This window comes from Alteribacillus bidgolensis (assembly GCF_002886255.1).
In the GTDB taxonomy this organism is placed as follows: Bacteria; Bacillota; Bacilli; order Bacillales; family Marinococcaceae; genus Alteribacillus; species Alteribacillus bidgolensis.
The window spans coordinates 2562370-2580040 of the sequence record NZ_KZ614149.1 but is presented as its reverse complement, the minus strand read 5'-3'; the positions used below and the strand labels follow the sequence as shown (position 1 = coordinate 2580040).

At 40.7% G+C, this 17671-nt stretch carries 16 protein-coding genes, 1 pseudogene and 1 riboswitch; of the genes and pseudogenes, 14 read left to right on the top strand and 3 right to left on the bottom strand.

Translation table 11 applies throughout. From position 1 onward, the window contains the following. The first annotated feature begins 27 nt into the window (after positions 1-27). From CEF16_RS12855 to CEF16_RS12845, 3 genes are all read left to right on the top strand, one after another. Positions 28-807, top strand: a complete 780-nt coding sequence (locus tag CEF16_RS12855; RefSeq protein WP_091583862.1) for a fumarylacetoacetate hydrolase family protein — start codon at positions 28-30, stop codon at positions 805-807. A gap of 267 nt (positions 808-1074) precedes the next feature. Further along, positions 1075-2856 carry an L-lactate permease gene (locus CEF16_RS12850; protein WP_091583865.1) on the top strand — a complete coding sequence of 594 codons (1782 nt, stop codon included), beginning with the start codon at positions 1075-1077 and terminating at the stop codon, positions 2854-2856. 1015 nt (positions 2857-3871) lie between these two features. Further along, positions 3872-4663, top strand: a complete 792-nt coding sequence (locus CEF16_RS12845; RefSeq protein ID WP_091583868.1) for an alpha/beta hydrolase — start codon at positions 3872-3874, stop codon at positions 4661-4663. A 366-nt stretch (positions 4664-5029) separates the two neighbouring features. Here CEF16_RS12845 and hisD read toward each other — a convergent pair. After that, positions 5030-6248: pseudogene (gene hisD, locus CEF16_RS12840) on the bottom strand (histidinol dehydrogenase). A gap of 271 nt (positions 6249-6519) precedes the next feature. On the opposite strand from hisD, the gene CEF16_RS12835 reads away from it, so the two are divergent. From CEF16_RS12835 to CEF16_RS12810, 7 genes are all read left to right on the top strand, one after another. Further along, complete coding sequence (locus CEF16_RS12835) at positions 6520-7515, top strand: LacI family DNA-binding transcriptional regulator (protein ID WP_091583871.1); 996 nt, start codon at positions 6520-6522, stop codon at positions 7513-7515. A 64-nt stretch (positions 7516-7579) separates the two neighbouring features. Then, positions 7580-9010, top strand: a complete 1431-nt coding sequence (locus CEF16_RS12830; protein WP_091583874.1) for an aldehyde dehydrogenase family protein — start codon at positions 7580-7582, stop codon at positions 9008-9010. 9 nt (positions 9011-9019) lie between these two features. Continuing rightward, positions 9020-9202, top strand: coding sequence for a hypothetical protein (locus CEF16_RS12825; protein ID WP_091583876.1), 183 nt, complete (start codon positions 9020-9022; stop codon positions 9200-9202). Then, on the top strand, positions 9183-9377 hold the full coding sequence (locus CEF16_RS12820; protein ID WP_091583879.1) for a hypothetical protein: 195 nt from the start codon (positions 9183-9185) through the stop codon (positions 9375-9377). The genes CEF16_RS12825 and CEF16_RS12820 overlap by 20 nt, the downstream gene beginning before the upstream one ends. Before the next feature lie 292 nt (positions 9378-9669). Beyond that, a complete protein-coding gene (locus CEF16_RS12815; protein ID WP_245917858.1) occupies positions 9670-10749 on the top strand; it encodes a sodium:solute symporter family protein in 1080 nt (359 codons plus the stop codon). Further along, positions 10749-10979: a hypothetical protein gene (locus tag CEF16_RS24435; protein WP_245917857.1), complete on the top strand. Its 231-nt coding sequence runs from the start codon at positions 10749-10751 to the stop codon at positions 10977-10979. Before CEF16_RS12815 ends, CEF16_RS24435 begins: the two co-directional genes overlap by 1 nt. A 112-nt stretch (positions 10980-11091) precedes the next feature. Further along, entirely contained in the window at positions 11092-12273 is a 1182-nt protein-coding gene (locus CEF16_RS12810; RefSeq protein WP_091583882.1) for an iron-containing alcohol dehydrogenase, read from the top strand. A gap of 71 nt (positions 12274-12344) precedes the next feature. On the opposite strand, the gene CEF16_RS12805 is transcribed toward CEF16_RS12810, so the two are convergent. Then, entirely contained in the window at positions 12345-12773 is a 429-nt protein-coding gene (locus CEF16_RS12805; protein WP_091583885.1) for a gamma-glutamylcyclotransferase family protein, read from the bottom strand. Between the two features lie 283 nt (positions 12774-13056). Between CEF16_RS12805 and CEF16_RS12800 the strand changes: the two genes are divergently transcribed. Continuing rightward, positions 13057-13812: an IclR family transcriptional regulator gene (locus CEF16_RS12800; RefSeq protein ID WP_091583888.1), complete on the top strand. Its 756-nt coding sequence runs from the start codon at positions 13057-13059 to the stop codon at positions 13810-13812. A gap of 518 nt (positions 13813-14330) precedes the next feature. On the opposite strand, the gene CEF16_RS12795 is transcribed toward CEF16_RS12800, so the two are convergent. Further along, on the bottom strand, positions 14331-14525 hold the full coding sequence (locus CEF16_RS12795; RefSeq protein ID WP_091583890.1) for a hypothetical protein: 195 nt from the start codon (positions 14523-14525) through the stop codon (positions 14331-14333). Between the two features lie 143 nt (positions 14526-14668). Next, a riboswitch (TPP riboswitch) is annotated at positions 14669-14773 on the top strand. 268 nt (positions 14774-15041) lie between these two features. Here CEF16_RS12795 and CEF16_RS12790 point away from each other — a divergent pair. The 3 genes from CEF16_RS12790 to CEF16_RS12780 are packed head-to-tail and all read left to right on the top strand — an operon-like array spanning position 15042 to position 17649. Next, positions 15042-15839, top strand: a complete 798-nt coding sequence (locus CEF16_RS12790) for an ABC transporter ATP-binding protein (protein WP_091583893.1) — start codon at positions 15042-15044, stop codon at positions 15837-15839. Continuing rightward, positions 15836-16606 carry an ABC transporter permease gene (locus tag CEF16_RS12785; protein WP_091583895.1) on the top strand — a complete coding sequence of 257 codons (771 nt, stop codon included), beginning with the start codon at positions 15836-15838 and terminating at the stop codon, positions 16604-16606. Before CEF16_RS12790 ends, CEF16_RS12785 begins: the two co-directional genes overlap by 4 nt. Next, positions 16603-17649, top strand: coding sequence for an ABC transporter substrate-binding protein (locus CEF16_RS12780; RefSeq protein WP_245917856.1), 1047 nt, complete (start codon positions 16603-16605; stop codon positions 17647-17649). The genes CEF16_RS12785 and CEF16_RS12780 overlap by 4 nt, the downstream gene beginning before the upstream one ends. Positions 17650-17671 lie beyond the last annotated feature (22 nt).

The following is a 17671-nucleotide window of genomic DNA, read 5'->3' as shown; positions in this document are numbered from 1 at the left end:
ATACTGAAAAAAGAAAGGAAAATGATCATGAAATTTACTAGGTTTACCGTTGAATCAGAGATCCTTAACGGTGTGGCAGCAGAAGAAGGGATCAAAGAAATTGAAGGAGATATTTTTGAAAACTGGAGCTATACAGGGCGCACGTTTTCTCAAAACGACGTGGAATTGCTTGCTCCTATCGAGCCAAACCAAATTATTGGTATTGGAGCAAACTTTGTGACAAAGGCAGAAGACCGTCCGAACATGTTACCTGAAATCCCGGTCTTTTTCTTTAAACCAACATCGTCGGTGATTGGCCCAGAAGAAGAAATCGTTATTCCATGTAGTATTGAAGAAGTAAAATTTGAATCCGAACTTGCTGTTGTTATAGGCAAGGATATGAAAGATGTGACAAAAGAGAATGCTTTAGATTACGTGTTTGGTTATACAGTTGGCAACGATGTAACAGCTCCCCAATTTTTCCATGAAGATGGTCATTGGATGGTAGGGAAATCATTTGATACATTCACGCCGCTAGGACCTTTCATCGAGACAGATCTTGATCCGTTAAACGTCAACGTAAAATCCAAGTTGGATAGTGTTGAAAAACAAAACAGTCCTACAGGTTTAATGATCGTTCCTATTCGTGAAATGATTTCATACTTATCTAGTGTCATGACTTTGAAAAAAGGTGATGTTATTTTGACGGGAAGCCCAGTTGGTGCTGAAATGACAGGAGAAGGAAGTACGATTGAATGTGAAATCAAAGAAATTGGGACATTAAGAAATAGCTTTGTGAAAGCGAAACGAAGCGCAGCCTCTATATAATTGAAAAGATCGCGGCCGGTTTGCAACGTTGCATTCACTGTGAATCGTCGCGGCTTTTTACTGCTTTTTTTTATAAAATATTTAACTTTGTTATTTGTTAAGGGATCAAAGTATAAGCAAAACTACGACTTCCGCCATTTGGACTTAGCGGCAAGTCGAGTTTTTCTAAACAATAATTCGTCATAATTAGTCAACTCCTTTATGTGCGGATTATTTCATATAGATAGAAAACAAAATATTATGAAAAAGGAAAGAGGGGAAAAGAACATGAGTACGGGAATGCTGGCCTTTTTATCTCTTTTACCAATTATTGTAGTAGCTGTGTTTCTCGTAGGGCTGCGCTGGCCTGCAAGTAAAGCTATGCCGATTTCTTTTGTCGTAGCTGTTATTCTGGCATTGTTTGTTTGGGGCGTGCCGGGTTCAACAGTGGCAGCAGCATCTGTAAATGGTCTGGTTACGGCTGTTTCACTGTTGTATATCATTTTTGGAGCGATTTTACTTTTAAACACCTTGCAAGAAAGCGGAGGCCTTAAAACGATTCGTCAGGGATTTACAGATATTTCGCCTGACCGGCGTGTACAGGTCATTATTATCGCTTGGCTGTTTGGTTCATTTATTGAAGGTTCAGCCGGTTTTGGAACCCCGGCTGCTGTGGCGGTCCCTTTATTGGTAGGATTAGGATTTCCTGCTATGGCAGCAGTTGTAGCAGGTATGGTTATCCAAAGTACTCCAGTATCATTTGGGGCAGCGGGGACACCTATGCTTGTTGGTGTACAGGAAGGGTTAGCTGCTGATTCTTCCATTACAAGCAATTTCCTGGCACTTACTACAGATATTGCAGGAAAAGTAGCTATTCTTCATGCTGTAGCTGGTATGCTGATTCCACTTTTTATGGTAGCCCTGATGACTAGGTTTTTTGGAAAAAATAAATCATTTTCTGAAGGTATCAAAATGTGGAAGTTTGCCCTTTTCGCTTCTGTGTCGATGACGATTCCTTATGTGATCGTTGCGAATGTCCTTGGACCTGAGTTTCCATCTATGATTGGCGGGCTCGTCGGTTTGGCTATCGTCGTAACAGCGGCGAAAAAAGGATTTCTTATGCCTTCAAAAGAAGAGACATGGGATTTTGATGACAAATCAAAATGGAACCCAGAGTGGATCGGCTCAATTGAAATTAAAGATATTGCTCACAAAAGCGGAAGCATGAGCATGGTTCGCGCTTGGACACCGTATTTATTAATTGGTGCTTTTCTTGTAATCACTAGATTGGAAGCGTTCCCATTTAATGAATGGTTTCGTTCTTGGACTTTAGGAATACAGAATGTGTTTGGTACTGACATTTCTGCAGGTTTTGAACCATTGTTTTCTCCAGGAACTATCTTTGTCATTGTTTCTCTTATTACATTTTTTATTCATGGCATGAATGGAGCATCTTACAAAAAAGCGTGGTCACATTCTGCTAAAACAATGATTGCTGCATCTGCTGCCTTAATTTTCACAGTCCCAATGGTGCAAGTTTTCTTGAATTCCGGGGGTGGCGCTTCAGGGTTTGACAGTATGCCGGTTGAACTAGCAGGAGCGGTTGCTTCGGCAGCAGGAGAATTTTGGCCGTTATTTGGCACGTTCATCGGAGGTATGGGTGCTTTCATTGCTGGAAGTAATACGGTAAGTAATATGATGTTTTCCTTGTTCCAATTTGACGTAGGCTCTCGGATCGGCGTAGATTCTACCTGGATCGTTGCATTGCAAGCTGTTGGCGGGGCGGCCGGAAACATGATTTGTGTCCATAACGTTGTTGCAGCCTGTGCGGTGGTTGGACTAGTTGGAAGAGAAGGGGCCATTATCCGAAAAACCATTTTCCCATTCTTGTACTATGCTCTCTTAACTGGTGCGCTTGGCTACTCGATTGTATGGTTTGGCGACAAAGGCATTCTCAATATCGGTTCTTTTATCGTGCTAGTTATAGCTCTTGCTGCATGCTATATTATAGCTACGAATAACAAACGAGTTCCTGTTATTCCAAAACAAGATAAAACAGTCGGAATGTAAAAAACTGAAGGACGCAAGTTCCATATAAATTTAAATTTGCTAAAGGAAAAAATATAAGTGAAAACTAAGGCATCTGCTTTTGGCAAATGGATAATGCTGGTTTGAAAAAAGGAGAACGAAGAAGATATTCAAGTATGATTAACGCTTACATGCCAATTGTTTTCGTTTTCCTTTCATTATTTCCGTTTTGAGAAGTGGAAAAATAAGGTTCATAATAAAGATGCTCCACATCAAAGGAGGTAATGAAATGAAACGTTTTTTCTCCCATTTATTTGATATTATGGACGAAGTCGCTGAATTAAGAAAACAGGCCGAAAAAATCTTAGAAGAAAATAGAAAGTAATCTTCATATAGAAAAGTTGCCTCTAAATGTAACATTAAATATCGATCACTTATTTTTAACACGAAAATTATAAATAAAAGCAGCGGATCCCGGTAATCCCGGGGTCATTTTTTTCTTCTCGTATAGACGTTTTTGTCCTATATATCTACTACTTTAACCCTGTATTGATTCCAAAAGTAAAAAGAAAAACTTCCCTTTTGGCTAATCCCTCTCGTCTGGTTTTGGCTTTAATTCCTCGTTTTAATGGCTTATTTCATCTTCATTTCTTCATTTCTTCATAATGACTTCTTTTTGGGACGTTGTTATGTTCTATGAGCCGCCTTTTTACTAGATTTGCAAGTGTTAACTTATATCATTTTTCTCCTCCACATTCTATTTCCTTCCTATTTTTCATAGGAAAAGAACTAATATTTTCCTATATTACCTCTATGATAATAAGTTCGAATATTTAGTATATTTGACGAAACGACTCAGAAAGTTGGAGGTTAATATGAAAAGAACATTATTTATCGTACTTACTATTATTGTATCTTTCGTAACGGTTGTTTTCGCCCAGGCGGATACGAAGTCTAAACAGCTTGAGTACCAGTAAAAGATCCGTATGTGGATTTGATTTCAGATGTCGTATTTTCTTAGCCTTACACATACGGCTATCCAAACATTCCACTGGAAATGGAAGTGCTGCAGCCGCAAAGGGAAGAAGCACAGCCCGCAGTTCTATTTATTCCGGGCGGCGGTTTTATGTCAGCGAATCATGATAAAAGCATTCAGCAGCGTTTTGATATAGCTGAAGCAGGGTTTGTCGTGGCGAGTATGGGATATCGGGTAACACCCCAAAGTTCATTTCCTTCACCGTTAGAAGATGAAAAATCGGCCATTCGCTATTTACGTGCCAACGCGGAAAAGTTCAACATAGATCCCGACCGCATCGCAGTAATGGGAAGCTCTGCCGGGGGATATCTCTCCTCATTTGCAGGAGTAACCAATGGAATAGATACATTTGACACGGGTACCCATTTAGAGGAAAGCAGTGACGTACAAGCTGTTATCAATTTATATGGACTCTCTGATCTTACAAAAGTGGGAGAAGGAAAACCGGAAGAAGCCGCAGCACTTCATGACTCTCCATCCGCGCCAGAAGCGATGTGGGTGAACGGTCCAGCAGTTTTTGGGCCTGGCGGTTCGATCCATGACAATCCAAAAGCAGCAAATGAAGCAAATCCCATTTCTTATATAACGGAAGATGCTCCACCATTTTTAGTGTTGCACGGGGATAGCGATAATCTGGTCCTTCCAAGTCAGACCGAAATGTTACATGAATCGCTGATAAATGAAGATATCGATTCCACGCGTTACGTGGTAAAAGGGGCAGGTCACGGAGGAATAGAGTGGGTGCAGCCAAAAGTGACCAACGTTCTTATTAATTTTCTAAAAGAGCATTTAAAAGATAAGATGAAAAAATAGCATAGAAAAGTATTATAAAATAATGGAGCCTCTAGACTAAGAAAATTATCGCCGAAATTCCGCAGTGTTGTTAGCCAAAAATAACATCTTGTGCCAGCACCTCGTAAGATTGTTAATGTACCATGTAAAAAAGTAAAGCAATAGCGAAAGTGAATGATGGCCACAGAAATTGGTCTGCAATAAAAAAATATCATACGAAGATATGCGGAAGTTTATGTTATAAAAAAACCTGTCTTTTAGGTGAACAAACCCAGATATTCGAAAGACTGTTTTAGATTCATGGAAAAGCTGTAAACAGTAATTGATAAGAAAATAGAGGCATGAGGGTGAAATAATTGCCTTTCATGTCTCTTTTTCAAGTCCATCTTAATTTCCGCTGTATCGTCTCACGCGAAGGGATACTTGTTCTTTATGACCCATAAACCCTTCAAGATCGCAAAGACGTTCAGCATACTGCCCAATCTCGACGCTTGCTTCTTTGGTTGCTTTTTGGTACGTGCAGTTTTTAAGAAACTTACCGACCCAGATACCACCGGTGTAGCGGGCTGCTTTTTTCGTTGGCAGTGTGTGGTTTGTACCAATGACTTTATCGCCGTATGCTACGTTTGTTTCTGGTCCTAAAAACAGAGCGCCGTAGTTTGATAGATTTTTTAAGGAAGGAATCAGGGTCATCCGTAATGACTTCTACATGTTCATATGTTAATTTATCAGCTTCAGTGACGGCTTCTTCGAGGCTGTCTACTAGAATAATAGAGCCGTTGTCACGCCAAGATGCTTCTGCTACATCAGCTGTGGACAGGGATTTCAGCCGACGGGAAATCTCGTCTTCGAGTGATTCGGCAAGTTCTTTAGAAGTACTAATTAACGCGCCAGGTGAGGTTGGTCCATGTTCAGCTTGTCCTAATATATCGGTTGCGACCATTTCTACGTCTGCTGATTCGTCAGCGATAACGAGCGTTTCGGTTGGGCCGGCAAATAAATCAATACCGACGCGGCCAAACAGCTGACGTTTTGTTTCTGCAACGAACGGGTTGCCAGGCCCGACATCATATCAACCGGCTCAATGGTTTCTGTGCCGACAGCCATAGCAGTCATGGCTTGAACCCCGCCAAGGATGTAAATTTCATCTGTACCGGCTAAATGCATTGCTAATACGGTTGCTGCTGGAATTTCCCCTTGAGAAGGAGGCGTGCAAGCAATAATCCGTTCTACACCAGCTACTTTTGCTGTTAATATACTCATATGAGAAGAAGCCACCATTGTGTAGCGCCCGCCCGGAATGTAGCAGCCTACACTGTTAACGGGGATGTTTTTATGGCCGAGAATAACTCCTGGTCTTGTTTCTACTTCGAATATCTTGAATAGAATCTCCTTGATGTTCAGCAAAGTTTCTAATCTGTTTTTGGGCAAACTTTATATCTTCAATCACTTCATCTGGAACAGAAGCTACAATACTTTCAATTTTCAGATTCTGATAGAAGGAAGCTGTCCGGAATCCATTTGTCAAATCGGTCTGATAGTTCGTTGACTGCCTCGTCTCCTCGGTTTTCTACATCTTCAATAATGTTTTTGACAGCTTTTGCACTTTTGTGTCTGCTGCTTGTATTTCTTCTTCACTTTTTCCTTTTTTAAAAAAACTGCCATATCCGTTCACTCCTTATGTCATTTCATACCAATATAGAATACGTATTCACGGAAATATTATAAATGGAAACGGATACAAAAGTAAATGGTTTATCTAAAAATTTAAAAAAATATAGATCATAGAATGGTTTTAAGGTTGACAAAAATAGAATGAAAAATTAGTATGATGTACATAAACAATTTGAATACGAATTCAATTTAAAGGAGCTGTTATGGTTTCATCAAAAGATGTAGCAAAACGAGCAGGAGTATCTCAATCAACTGTCTCTAGGGTATTAAATGACTCACCGAGTGTAAGCAAAGACAATATTGAAAAAGTTACAAAGGCAATGAAAGACCTGAACTACCGCCCGAATTCTATCGCGAGATCTCTTGTCAGCAAACAAACGAAAACACTTGCTTTAATTTCTGGTCCCTTACACAACCCTTTTTTCGTGGAAACTACAACTTCTATCGTTAACTATGCAAATGAAAAGGGTTATAAAATGAATGTGTTTTTTGAAAATATGGGCGATAATATGTCCGTATATGAATCGGTGTTATCGATGCAGCTTGATGGTCTTATTTTATCTTCTATTTTTATGGATGATCCTATTTATGAAGAGCTGCAATCGTTAAATATACCATTTGTAATGTTTAACAGAAAACACAACAAGGGTGGCAATTTTGTAGAAATTGATAATGAAAAAGCAGGGAAGATGGCAGCAGATCACCTTATAGATTTGGGGCACGAAAAAATCGGTTATATAGGCGGACCTTTATATACGTCTACTTTCTATGGCAGGTACACCGGCTTTCGCAAAGAGATCGAAAAACGTACTGCTTTAGACCAGGCTCTTATACATGAAACAGATACGAGTGAGGAAGCTGTCCGCGAAGCTGTCTTGAAAATGATGGGGCGAAAGCATAAACCAACTGCTATATTTGCGGCGACTGACGCTATAGCTATTTTTGCGATTGATACGCTCAAAGAGCTCGGCTACGGTATTCCAGAAGACATTAGTATTTGCGGCATGGATAATGTGAGAATGGCTCGTCACCATGCCTTCGAGTTAACTACCATTGGGCATGAGACCGATAAAAATCTCGGCAGGTTGGGAATAGAGCATTTGATTGAGTTGATTGAAGACAGTGATGATCCTAAAGAGCAGGTCCGCATCACAATGGATCCGATTTTGTATCAGCGAAAGACAACGTGCAAGCTGTAAAAAGCACGGTCTTTCTTTTCCAAATTAAAGAATACGTATTCACGATTAGAACAGGGAGGGCATTATGTTAAAAGGATTGTTTCTAAATGGAGAGGAAAAAATAACAAATAATACGTACCCATTGTATCATCCGCATACAGAAGAAAAAATTGCAAATATTACACAAGGCACACAGGAAGATATGAAAGAAGCTATTTCGGCAGCACATAATAATTTTGCAGAAATGAAAGCGTTGACATCAAACCAGCGTGCCAACATCTTATTTGAAGCTGCCGATAGATTACTAGAAAGACAGGAAGAAGCTGCTCAAATCATCTCAAAAGAGGCGAGCAAACCGATTAAAGCTGCAAGAGGGGAAGTCAACCGCACAATCCAGACGCTGCGTTTTTCAGGAGAAGAAGCAAAACGATTAAACGGAGAATACTTGTCTCTTGATGCCGCTGAAGGCGGAGAAGGCCGGGATGCTTTTACGATCCATGAACCGCTCGGGGTGATTGGTGCTATTACTCCATTTAATTTTCCATTAAATTTAACAACACATAAAGTTGGACCAGCCGTGGCAGCAGGCAACCCCGTCGTTATTAAACCAGCTGAACAAACGCCGCTTTCAAGCATATTATTAGCAGAAATTTTAACACAGTCCGGTCTGCCAAAAGGTGCAATCGCCGTTATTCCTGGAGATGGACCGGCACTTGGAGAAGTAATGAACCAGGACGAAAGAGTGAAAAAGATCTCTTTTACCGGAAGTCCAGAAGTCGGCAAGCTTATAAAAAGCAAGGCTGGGTTGAAACGAGTAACACTTGAACTTGGCAGCAATGCAGCTATGTATGTGGATGAAAGCTGCGCGGATCAATTAAATGACATAGCAAGCAAAGCAGCTGCTGGAGCGTTTTCTTATAACGGCCAGGTTTGCCTGAGTACACAGCGCATTTATGTTCACGAATCACTCTTTGAACCTTTTAAACAAGCTCTTGCAGTAAAAACAAAAGAAATAGTGTTCGGCGATCCTGCGGAAGAGAGTACAGTTGTTTCTAGTTTAATTAATAAAAAATCACAGCAGCGTGTACTAGATTGGATTGCTGAAGCGAAAGCCAATGGAGCGGAAGTGTTAACCGGCGGAAAAGGAAAAGCAAATGGGGTTCTTCCGACTGTACTTGCGAATGTGGATCGAAACGAAAAAATTTCATGCAATGAAGTTTTCGGCCCGGTTGTGCTGATCAATAAAGTAAAAAATGCCTCTGAAGCGCTTGAGCAGATGAATGACAGCCGCTATGGCCTAAATGCTGGGATCTTTAGCAATAACTTATCTCAAGCTATGAATATGGCGCACCAACTCGAAGTCGGACAAGTACTTATTAATGACGTGCCAACCCTTCGCTTTGACCACATGCCATATGGCGGCGTGAAAGATTCTGGTTACGGTAGAGAAGGCGTAAAATATGCGATCGAAGAAATGACAGAACTGAAAATGATCAGCCTCAACTACAAAGGGTAGGTGAAAGCAATGAAACTTCCTGTTTTTGATTGTCATAACAAAGAAGATTCTGCTTCCATCTATTATCCGCAATACGCTACAGAGTGGATGATAGAGTATCGTTCTATCTTTGGACAAAGAAAAGAGAAAATGACGATGATGACAAACCGTGTGAGAAGCGGCAGCTGCTGTCATGGAAACGGTTATGGATGAACAGGAAAGCATAGATGAGGCGTTTGAAACAGTCCGCCGCTATTATCTTTATCATGCTCGTTCTTGGAGTGTGCCAAAAATAAAACGATTGTCCAGTTCCGCAGTTTATGTCCCTTACCACCTTATTGAAAAAAGCGGACGCTGGACCAAAAAACAGAAAATTTTTTTTGTATGAACCGATGACCGATTCCGCTGACAGAATAGAAAAATTTCCTGAAATCTTTCAATTTATCAAAAAGGAGGCAGCAAAAGTATGAATATGCTCGTGATTATAGCGGTTTTAATATCTAGCACTTGGATTGGGATGGCGCTTATTTTGTGGAAAACAAATTTGTTAAATGTAAAGGAATAGGAGGCTGGAACGATGAACAGTACCATTGTAATGTACTCATGGCTCTTCATGGCTCTTTTTATCGGTTTGATGCTTTTTATGGGCTGGTTTGGAATGAGAAAAACGAATACATCTGATGACTTTGCAACAGCACGTTCTAGGTTATGGACCGTTTGCGGTCGCCCTTGTTATAGCTGCCGGAATTTCAAGTGGTTCCACATTTATGGGGATGCCCGGTCTTTCCTATGATATCGGGACGCCAAGTTTGTGGTACCCATTGCTTTACTCGATTGCCACCGTCATTGGGATGTTATTTGTAGCAAAAGTGATCAAAAAATATGGAGATAAATTCGGTACTAGAACGATTCCGGAATTTATCGGTGAACGCTGTAAAAGTGATATTCTTCGTATTGCATTGACCATTATATCGATCTTATTAATTTTCTATGTTGTTTCTCAATTTGTTGCCGCAGCTACGATGTTTCAGACAATGATGGGTGTCAATTATGAAACCGATATCATTATAACGGCTGTCGTTCTTGCGACTTACGTGTTCATGGGTGGATCACACTCTGACATTATGACAGACGCTATTCAAGGATTTTTAATGGTCATTGTAGCTCTTGTGGTGTTCTTTTGCTTCATCGGAAGCGTAGGTGTTGACGGAGGATTTGGCGATATGCTTGCCACGATTGAAAATGAAAATCCAGAAGGCGGAATAAATCAGTTGTTCTTACCGGGAGATAACACGTACGGAGCTTTCTGGCTTGTCGCACTACTATTCATTGCACACTTGCTTTTTGCTGTTCTCCCTCACTTAGGAAACAAATTCATGGCAGTGAAGTCCGGCCGTGACCTTAAAAAACTTATTATGTATTGTACGATTTTTGCAACCATTCTACCTCTAATGGCACTTGGCGGTTTGCTTGGACTAGCTGTAGTAGGAAGCGATGCAGGTATCTCTCCAGACCAAAATGTACCGGTACTGTTTAGTGAAATCTTTCCGCCTGTGGTCGCAGCCTTTTTTGCCGTAGCTGTATTGTCAGCGGTTATGTCTACATCAGACGGACTGATTGTTTCTCTTACACAATTGTTAGCTAATGATTTGTATCGTAAAACGTTTGTGCCAAAAATGAGCATCACAAAAGAGAAAGCAGAAAGAAATGAACTCTTAATCAGTCGTTACAGCACGTTTGTCGTTTTATTGCTGCTATAGTGCTTGCATGGACACCGCCGCAATATTTGGCTGTGTTTATGTGGATTGGTATCGGCGGAATTATGGCGGCTGCAGCCGGACCACTTGTAGTCGGAGCTCTTTGGGAAAGAGCAACGAAGAAGGCTGCTTTGTCTTCGCTTCTCTGGGTACAGTTACTTACTGGACTGTTTATTTACCGTTTGGTTTTAACTTTTCCAACCCATTTGGAGCAGCCGGTATCGGTGTATTAGTAAGTATGATTGTCATGTATATCGTCACGCTGGCTGCATCAAAACCAGCAAATGTTCCATCACATTCTAATGTGAAAATAAACAGTTAATAGAGAAGGAGTGTGTGATATAAATGTATAAAACCTTTGCTTCGCCAATAAAAATTGTATCAGGAGAAGGTTCCATTCAAGAGGTGCCCTCCATTGTTCAGTCTTATAAAGCAGAAAGAATCATGGTGTTTGCGGATCCAGGTGTCATAGATGCAGGGATTGTAAAAAAATTAGAAGATCAGCTAAACAACGCAGGATTAGAATATAACATTTATTCAGATCTGATTCCTGAACCTCCGCTTGAAATAGGAAATAAAGCGCTGCAGGCTGTTAAAGATTTTAATGCTGATTTTGTAATCGGTATCGGCGGCGGAAGTTCATTAGATATCGCAAAAGTAGTGGCTGTATTAAAAGAGAATGAAGGGAAAGTAGAGGACTACTTGAACTTGACGGGCACGAAAAAGTTCACATCCAAAGGGCTTCCAAAAATATTAATTCCTACAACATCGGGCACAGGCGCAGAAGTGACCGATATATCAGTATTTACACTGAAAAACACGAAAGACGCGATTACGCATGAAAACTTACTAGCTGATGCAGCGGTGGTCGACCCAGAGCTCACCTATACTCTGCCGGCACGGATTACAGCTTCCGCTGGAGTAGATGCGCTCACCCACGCCGTGGAAGCGCTGATTTCGGTTAACGCTACTCCGCTAACCGATGCCTTAGCTTTGGATGCAATTAAACGAATTTCATCCAATATCCGGACGGCTGTCTGGAATGGGGGAGACGTAGAAGCGAGAAGAAATATGGCATGGGGCAGCATGACGGCAGGGATGAGCTTTTATAATGCTGGTGTTGCAGGTGTTCATGCGCTTGCGTATCCATTAGGAGGATTGTTTAAAATACCGCACGGCGAATCAAATGCAGTGCTGCTTCCTTATATTTTTGACTATATCTGGCCGGCTTGTATCGATAAAATGGTGTTAATGGCTGACGCACTGGGCGTAAAATCTGATAACTTTAATAAACGTGAAACAGCCATTACTGCAGTAAAAGAATTGAAGCATATCGTCGACGAGGTCGGAATTCCATCTACTCTGGATAAATTCGGTATTAAAGAAAAGGATATAGAACAGCTCGCCAAAAGCGGTATCGAGCAAACAAGACTCTTAGCTCGCAGCCCCAAACCTTATACGCTTGACGATATCAGAGATAGATACCAAGCAGCATTTTATGGGGAACTAGCATTTGGAAATAATTAATACAAATAAAGGGATGCTCCAAGATGATTGTTACTTGGGGCATCCCTTTTATTAATTTTATTTTCTCTTTGTTAATTAGTTTTCTCTTTTTCCCTTGATACATGCGTAACCCAGCAGCCGCTTGGTATGTATTCCCCTATCCCGCCGTTTACGTTCCAATAATAAATAAAAGCTTCTACTTTTTCTCCGTTTTTATTTTCGACGGTTACCACTTTTCTTTCATACATGCTATTTTCCAGATCCGCTTCGTCATACCCTTCGACCCAGTCCAGATCCTTTAGCACCTCAGGAAAGATCTCATCTGAAATGTACATTAACTCTCCTTGAATGATATTATTTCCTTCGGGAAAAAGGCAAGGAAAAGATCCGTTTTCTACACACACCATTCGTCCCTTTGTAGTAGCAGGAACCTCCTTTTCTGTTCTTCCATTCAAATAGCTTTGATAATTCCGTAGTCCATGTCGTAATGTTCCATATACAAAAACAGGAAGGTTTTTCATTTTTGCTCTTCTCTCCTTTTTGACTCTATTAGGGAAGTTGTAAGCAAAAATCCCGTATATTCTATGACTTACTGGAAAGTCTAGTTCCCCTTACAAAAAATGGTATTATTTCATAATATGTTGCTAATCCAATATAACACATGACTATGTTTCCATCATATGAGGCAATGTTTCCATATGGAAAGAAAGCGTGTAAATAAATATAACAGAACTTTTAAAAATATAAGTTCATTAACTTATCATAGTATTGACACTCTATCTTTTTAGATAAGGGGGAACAAGAATGTCAGGTGTGGTTAGCAAGTTTATAACCTTGTTAACAACGATTAAACCGAGTGAAGAAAAGGAAGAGTGGAGTGCTACAGAAATAAGCCGAAGACTTAACCTTCCCGTTCAGACAGTACACCGTTTGTTAACTTGTTTGTCAGAGTGTGGATTTGTGTACAAAAACAAGGAGACAAAAAAGTTCCGACTCGGTCTTGCTTTAATGGAACTTGGCTTGTCGATAAGAGATAATTTATCGGTTCGAAACGCTGCTCTTCCGGTAATGGAAAAAATTGCTGGCAGATCAAAAGAGAGTGTATATTTAACCGTGCCTGAAAACAATGAAGGCGTGTTTATTGATTGTATCGACTCACCGCAGCTTTTAAAAATAGCAGAGCCGACAGGCATGAGACTCCCTCTTTCAGTAGGTGCCTCTAAGAAAGTGATGTTAGCTTTTTTCAACCTCTTGGAAAGAAATAAAATTATAGAGGAATTAGTACAAGAAAAAACAATAAATGATCCTAAGAAATTAAAAGAAGAACTTCTTATCATTAATAACCAGGGTTTTGCTATGTCATTTGGTGAAACGACAGAAGGAACAGCAAGTGTTGCGGCACCTATTTTTTCTTGGGAGAATAAAGTGGTGGCTTCTCTAAGTATTGCAGGACCGGAAACGAGATTTCAAGAAACACAATTAAAAAACAATATTCGACTGGTCACACGAGCGGCGGTTGAAATATCTGAGGAATTAGGCTGGCTGAAAAAGGTTAGATAATCTCCTCATAAGAATAAAATTTTCTCAATATTAAGGAATTGGGTGTTTTTCTACGTATTTGTTTGTGAGAATATATAGTCAAATAAATGATTCCTCCCATCAATATGGCAGATACAGAGGTGATATATGGAAAATACTACCCTATGTTTCGGCCGTAAGTGAGTAATATTAAAAAAGAATGGAAGAGTTAACATAAGGAAAGAAGTGATGGCGGAAAAATGAGAATATTATTGTTTATGCGTGTAGACAAGAGGGCAGTTGATAAAATCTAACATATATCTTATTAGGGGGTATCTGGCATTAAAAAGGGTGTGAGAGCGATGAGAATGTGAAAGGGAGCAGCTGCAACGGATGTTAGGCATGCTCCCTTTTTAAAATGGAGGTATTGAGCTCTAATTTAATAAAGGATGCTGCTAAAACAGAGAACGTTCTGGGCAAAAACAGTACCTCCTGTACAAGCCAGTTTGGCATTGTTACAGGTGCTGTGTACTTTTTTCAAGGGGTTGTGCTTTTCGTGATTATTCTTCTTCGCTTTCCATAATACCTTCTTCATCGGGTGGAATGTCAGCCTCTCGATCTTCTTCTATTTCTCCGACTACCGTTCCTTCCACAAATGCGTCAGCGACTTGTTCCTGTGGAGCAGGAAACTCTCTCCATTCTTCTTCTTGCTGGTTATTTGGGATGTTTCTTGGCGGGCGTTTTTCTCGTTCCATCAAAATCCTCCTTCCTAAAATGATATCTCTAATTTGTGCAGAAACGAGACGTTTTATAAGCTATAAAGGTTTTCGAATGAAAGTATTTATGCTAATGTGGAAGATAGATATAAGTACAAAGTAGCAAATGAAAATAAGAATAACTTCCACACTAGGGGTGCTAGAAAATAGCTGAGAGGGATTTTATTATCCTAACCCTGGAACCTGAACTAGTTAGAACTAGCGGAGGGAAGTGTGAGCGAGCATAAAATAAATGATAAAGATCAGCCTCGGATATGGGCTTGTCCATTTCTTTTATGCCCACAACCACTACCACTCTTTCGCTAGAGTGGTTTTTTATTGGAAGTGCTGAATTCCAATGGGGGAAGCGCAGCAAAAGAAGCAAAGCGCTGAATCCCAAACGAAGAGTGTTGAAATAAAAGAGCAAGACCATATTTTTTGAGAAAAGAAAGGATGAAAAGAGCATGGAATATATAAAATGCTGGTATCCAGCCAGGCAGAAAGAGCGGCTGCCTTATGGTTAAAACAAACAATATCAATCCAGAATCATCTGGTTCCCAACTTCACTTTCAACAAGTCTCTTTTCATTACGGCCAGGAATCTTCTTCTATCTTTCAACAGCTTAACGTTGATATCCGTAAAGGTGAATTTGTCAGCCTGCTTGGGCCAAGCGGTTCCGGGAAGTCTACGTTTTTCAGGCTGGCGACGGGGCTGGAGAATCCAGCCGAAGGAAACATTTTCATTAACCAAAAAGAAGAAAAAAATCGTCTAGGTAAAGTGGGCTATATGCCGCAAAATGATTTGCTGCTTCCTTGGAGAACCGTGTTAGAAAACGGCGTGCTGCCGTTGGAAATAAAGGGCGTACGGAAAAAAGAAGCCAGAAAACAAGTAATAAGTCACTTAGAAAAGTTCGGCCTGGCAGGCACAGAGCACCAATATCCCCACGAACTATCCGGCGGGATGAGACAAAGGGTGTCGTTTTTACGAGCGATGCTGAGCGGAAATGACATTTTGCTGCTCGATGAACCGTTTAGCGCTCTTGATTCTATGACTCGTTTTTCCATGCAGGAGTGGCTGCTTGAACAATGGAGCACCTGGCAGAAAACACTGATTTTTATTACACATGATATAGAAGAGGCGCTGTTTTTATCGGACCGTGTCCTTCTTTTTACCGAGCCGCCCATCGAGAATAACTTAGAAGAAGTCATCATTCCGTTAAGCCGTCCAAGAGAAAGAAACACTCGCAGCGATCCTGAATTTATGGCATTAAAACAGGAGCTGCTAAACAAAATGACATCGAAGGTGCAGCTATGAAAAAGAAAAGGGTAAATAGCTGGCTTTCCTATGCAGGTTCGGGCATTATTGTGGCACTTCTTTTAATGATGTGGGAAGTCGGAGCACGGCTTTATGATAAAAGTTACATCCTGCCCTCCCCGACAGAGATATTGCTTAAGCTGTGGGAATTACATGATATATTGTTTTTCGTGCATTTGCCGGCAACGTTAAATATTATCCTTATTGGACTTGGCATTTCTATCGTATCAGGAGTAGGGCTTGCGGTTTGGATGAACCAAAACGAAGTGATCGAGCGGAGCTTTTTTCCGCTTCTCATTACGTCGCAGACGATTCCAATTATAGCGCTTGCGCCTATTTTCGTCCTTTGGTTTGGATATTCGATTTGGAGTAAGGTAGCCGTTACTGTTTTAATTACGTTTTTTCCTATTACGGTCAGCACGTTCGATGGTCTGCGTTCGGCAAGCCGTGAATTTGAAGAGTTGCTAAAAACGATGGGAGCGAGTTCTAAACAAATCTTTATGAAAGTAAAAGTACCATCTGCTCTTCCATATTTTTATTCTGGTATGAAAGTCGCGGTAACGATGAGTGTTATCGGAGCTGCTATTGGAGAATGGCTGGGGGCAAACGCAGGGCTTGGCTACTTTAGCCGCCGTATGATGACTCAAATGGATGGCGCAGGAGTATTTGCTCCGATTGTTCTTTTATCTTTGTTAGGCATTTTATTATTTTTAGCCATAAAACTTTTAGAAAAAACAACAACAACAAAATGGAGTGATAAAGAATGAACAAAAGATGGTGGAAGACAAACAAACGTAAGAATATGGCATGGATGCTGGCATTTTCAATCACTGCTCTTGGAGCATGCAATGCTGATGAAAGTAATGAAGAAGACAGTCAAGCAGGAGATGAAGATGCAGAGGAAGAGCTTCAAGAAGTAGACGTTATGCTGGATTGGTATCCAAACGCTGTACATAGTTATTTATATGCGGCACAGGAAAAGGGATATTTTGAAGAAGAAGGTCTGGATGTGAACATTCAGTTTCCGACAAACCCAACGGATCCTTTAAACCTTGCTGCCACAGGGGAAGTTGACTTGGGTATTACTTATCAGCCGGACGTTATCACAGCGCGAAATGAAGGAGTGCCGGTCGTTTCTGTTGCTGCTATCGTACGATCACCGTTAAACCATGTTGTCCACTTAGAAGGTGCTGATATTGATTCCCCTCAAGATCTAGAAGGGAAAAAAGTCGGATATCCGGGAATTCCCGTAAATGAACCGATTCTAGAAACAATGGTAGAAGAAGATGGCGGCAATTTTGATGAAGTGGAACTAATTGACATCGGTTTTGAACTTAATTCAGCCATTGTTACGGAAAGAACAGACGCTGTAGTCGGAGCTTATATTAACCATGAAGTACCGGTTCTTGAACACGAAGGCCACGAGGTTGATTATCTTAACCCGGTCGATTACGGAGTCCCTCCATTTTATGAACTCGTCATGGTGACAAATGAAGAGAATATAGAAAACAACGAAGAAAAAATTCGTTCGTTCTGGGCAGCAGCTGAAAAGGGCTATGAATTTATGAAAGAAAACCCAGATGAGAGTCTAGACATCTTGCTTGATCACCAGGATCAGGAGAATTTTCCTCTAAAACGGGAAGTAGAAGAAGAAAGCCTTGAGGTACTGCTAGACAAAATGGAAACAGAAGAAGAACCTTTTGGAAGCCAAAGTGCCGAGTCTTGGAAAGCAACGATGGAATGGCTGAATGAGACGGGATATATTGAAGAAACACCAGAGACGGAAGAGATTTTTATGAACCTTGAATAGATTAGGACTTTTGCAAAACGGG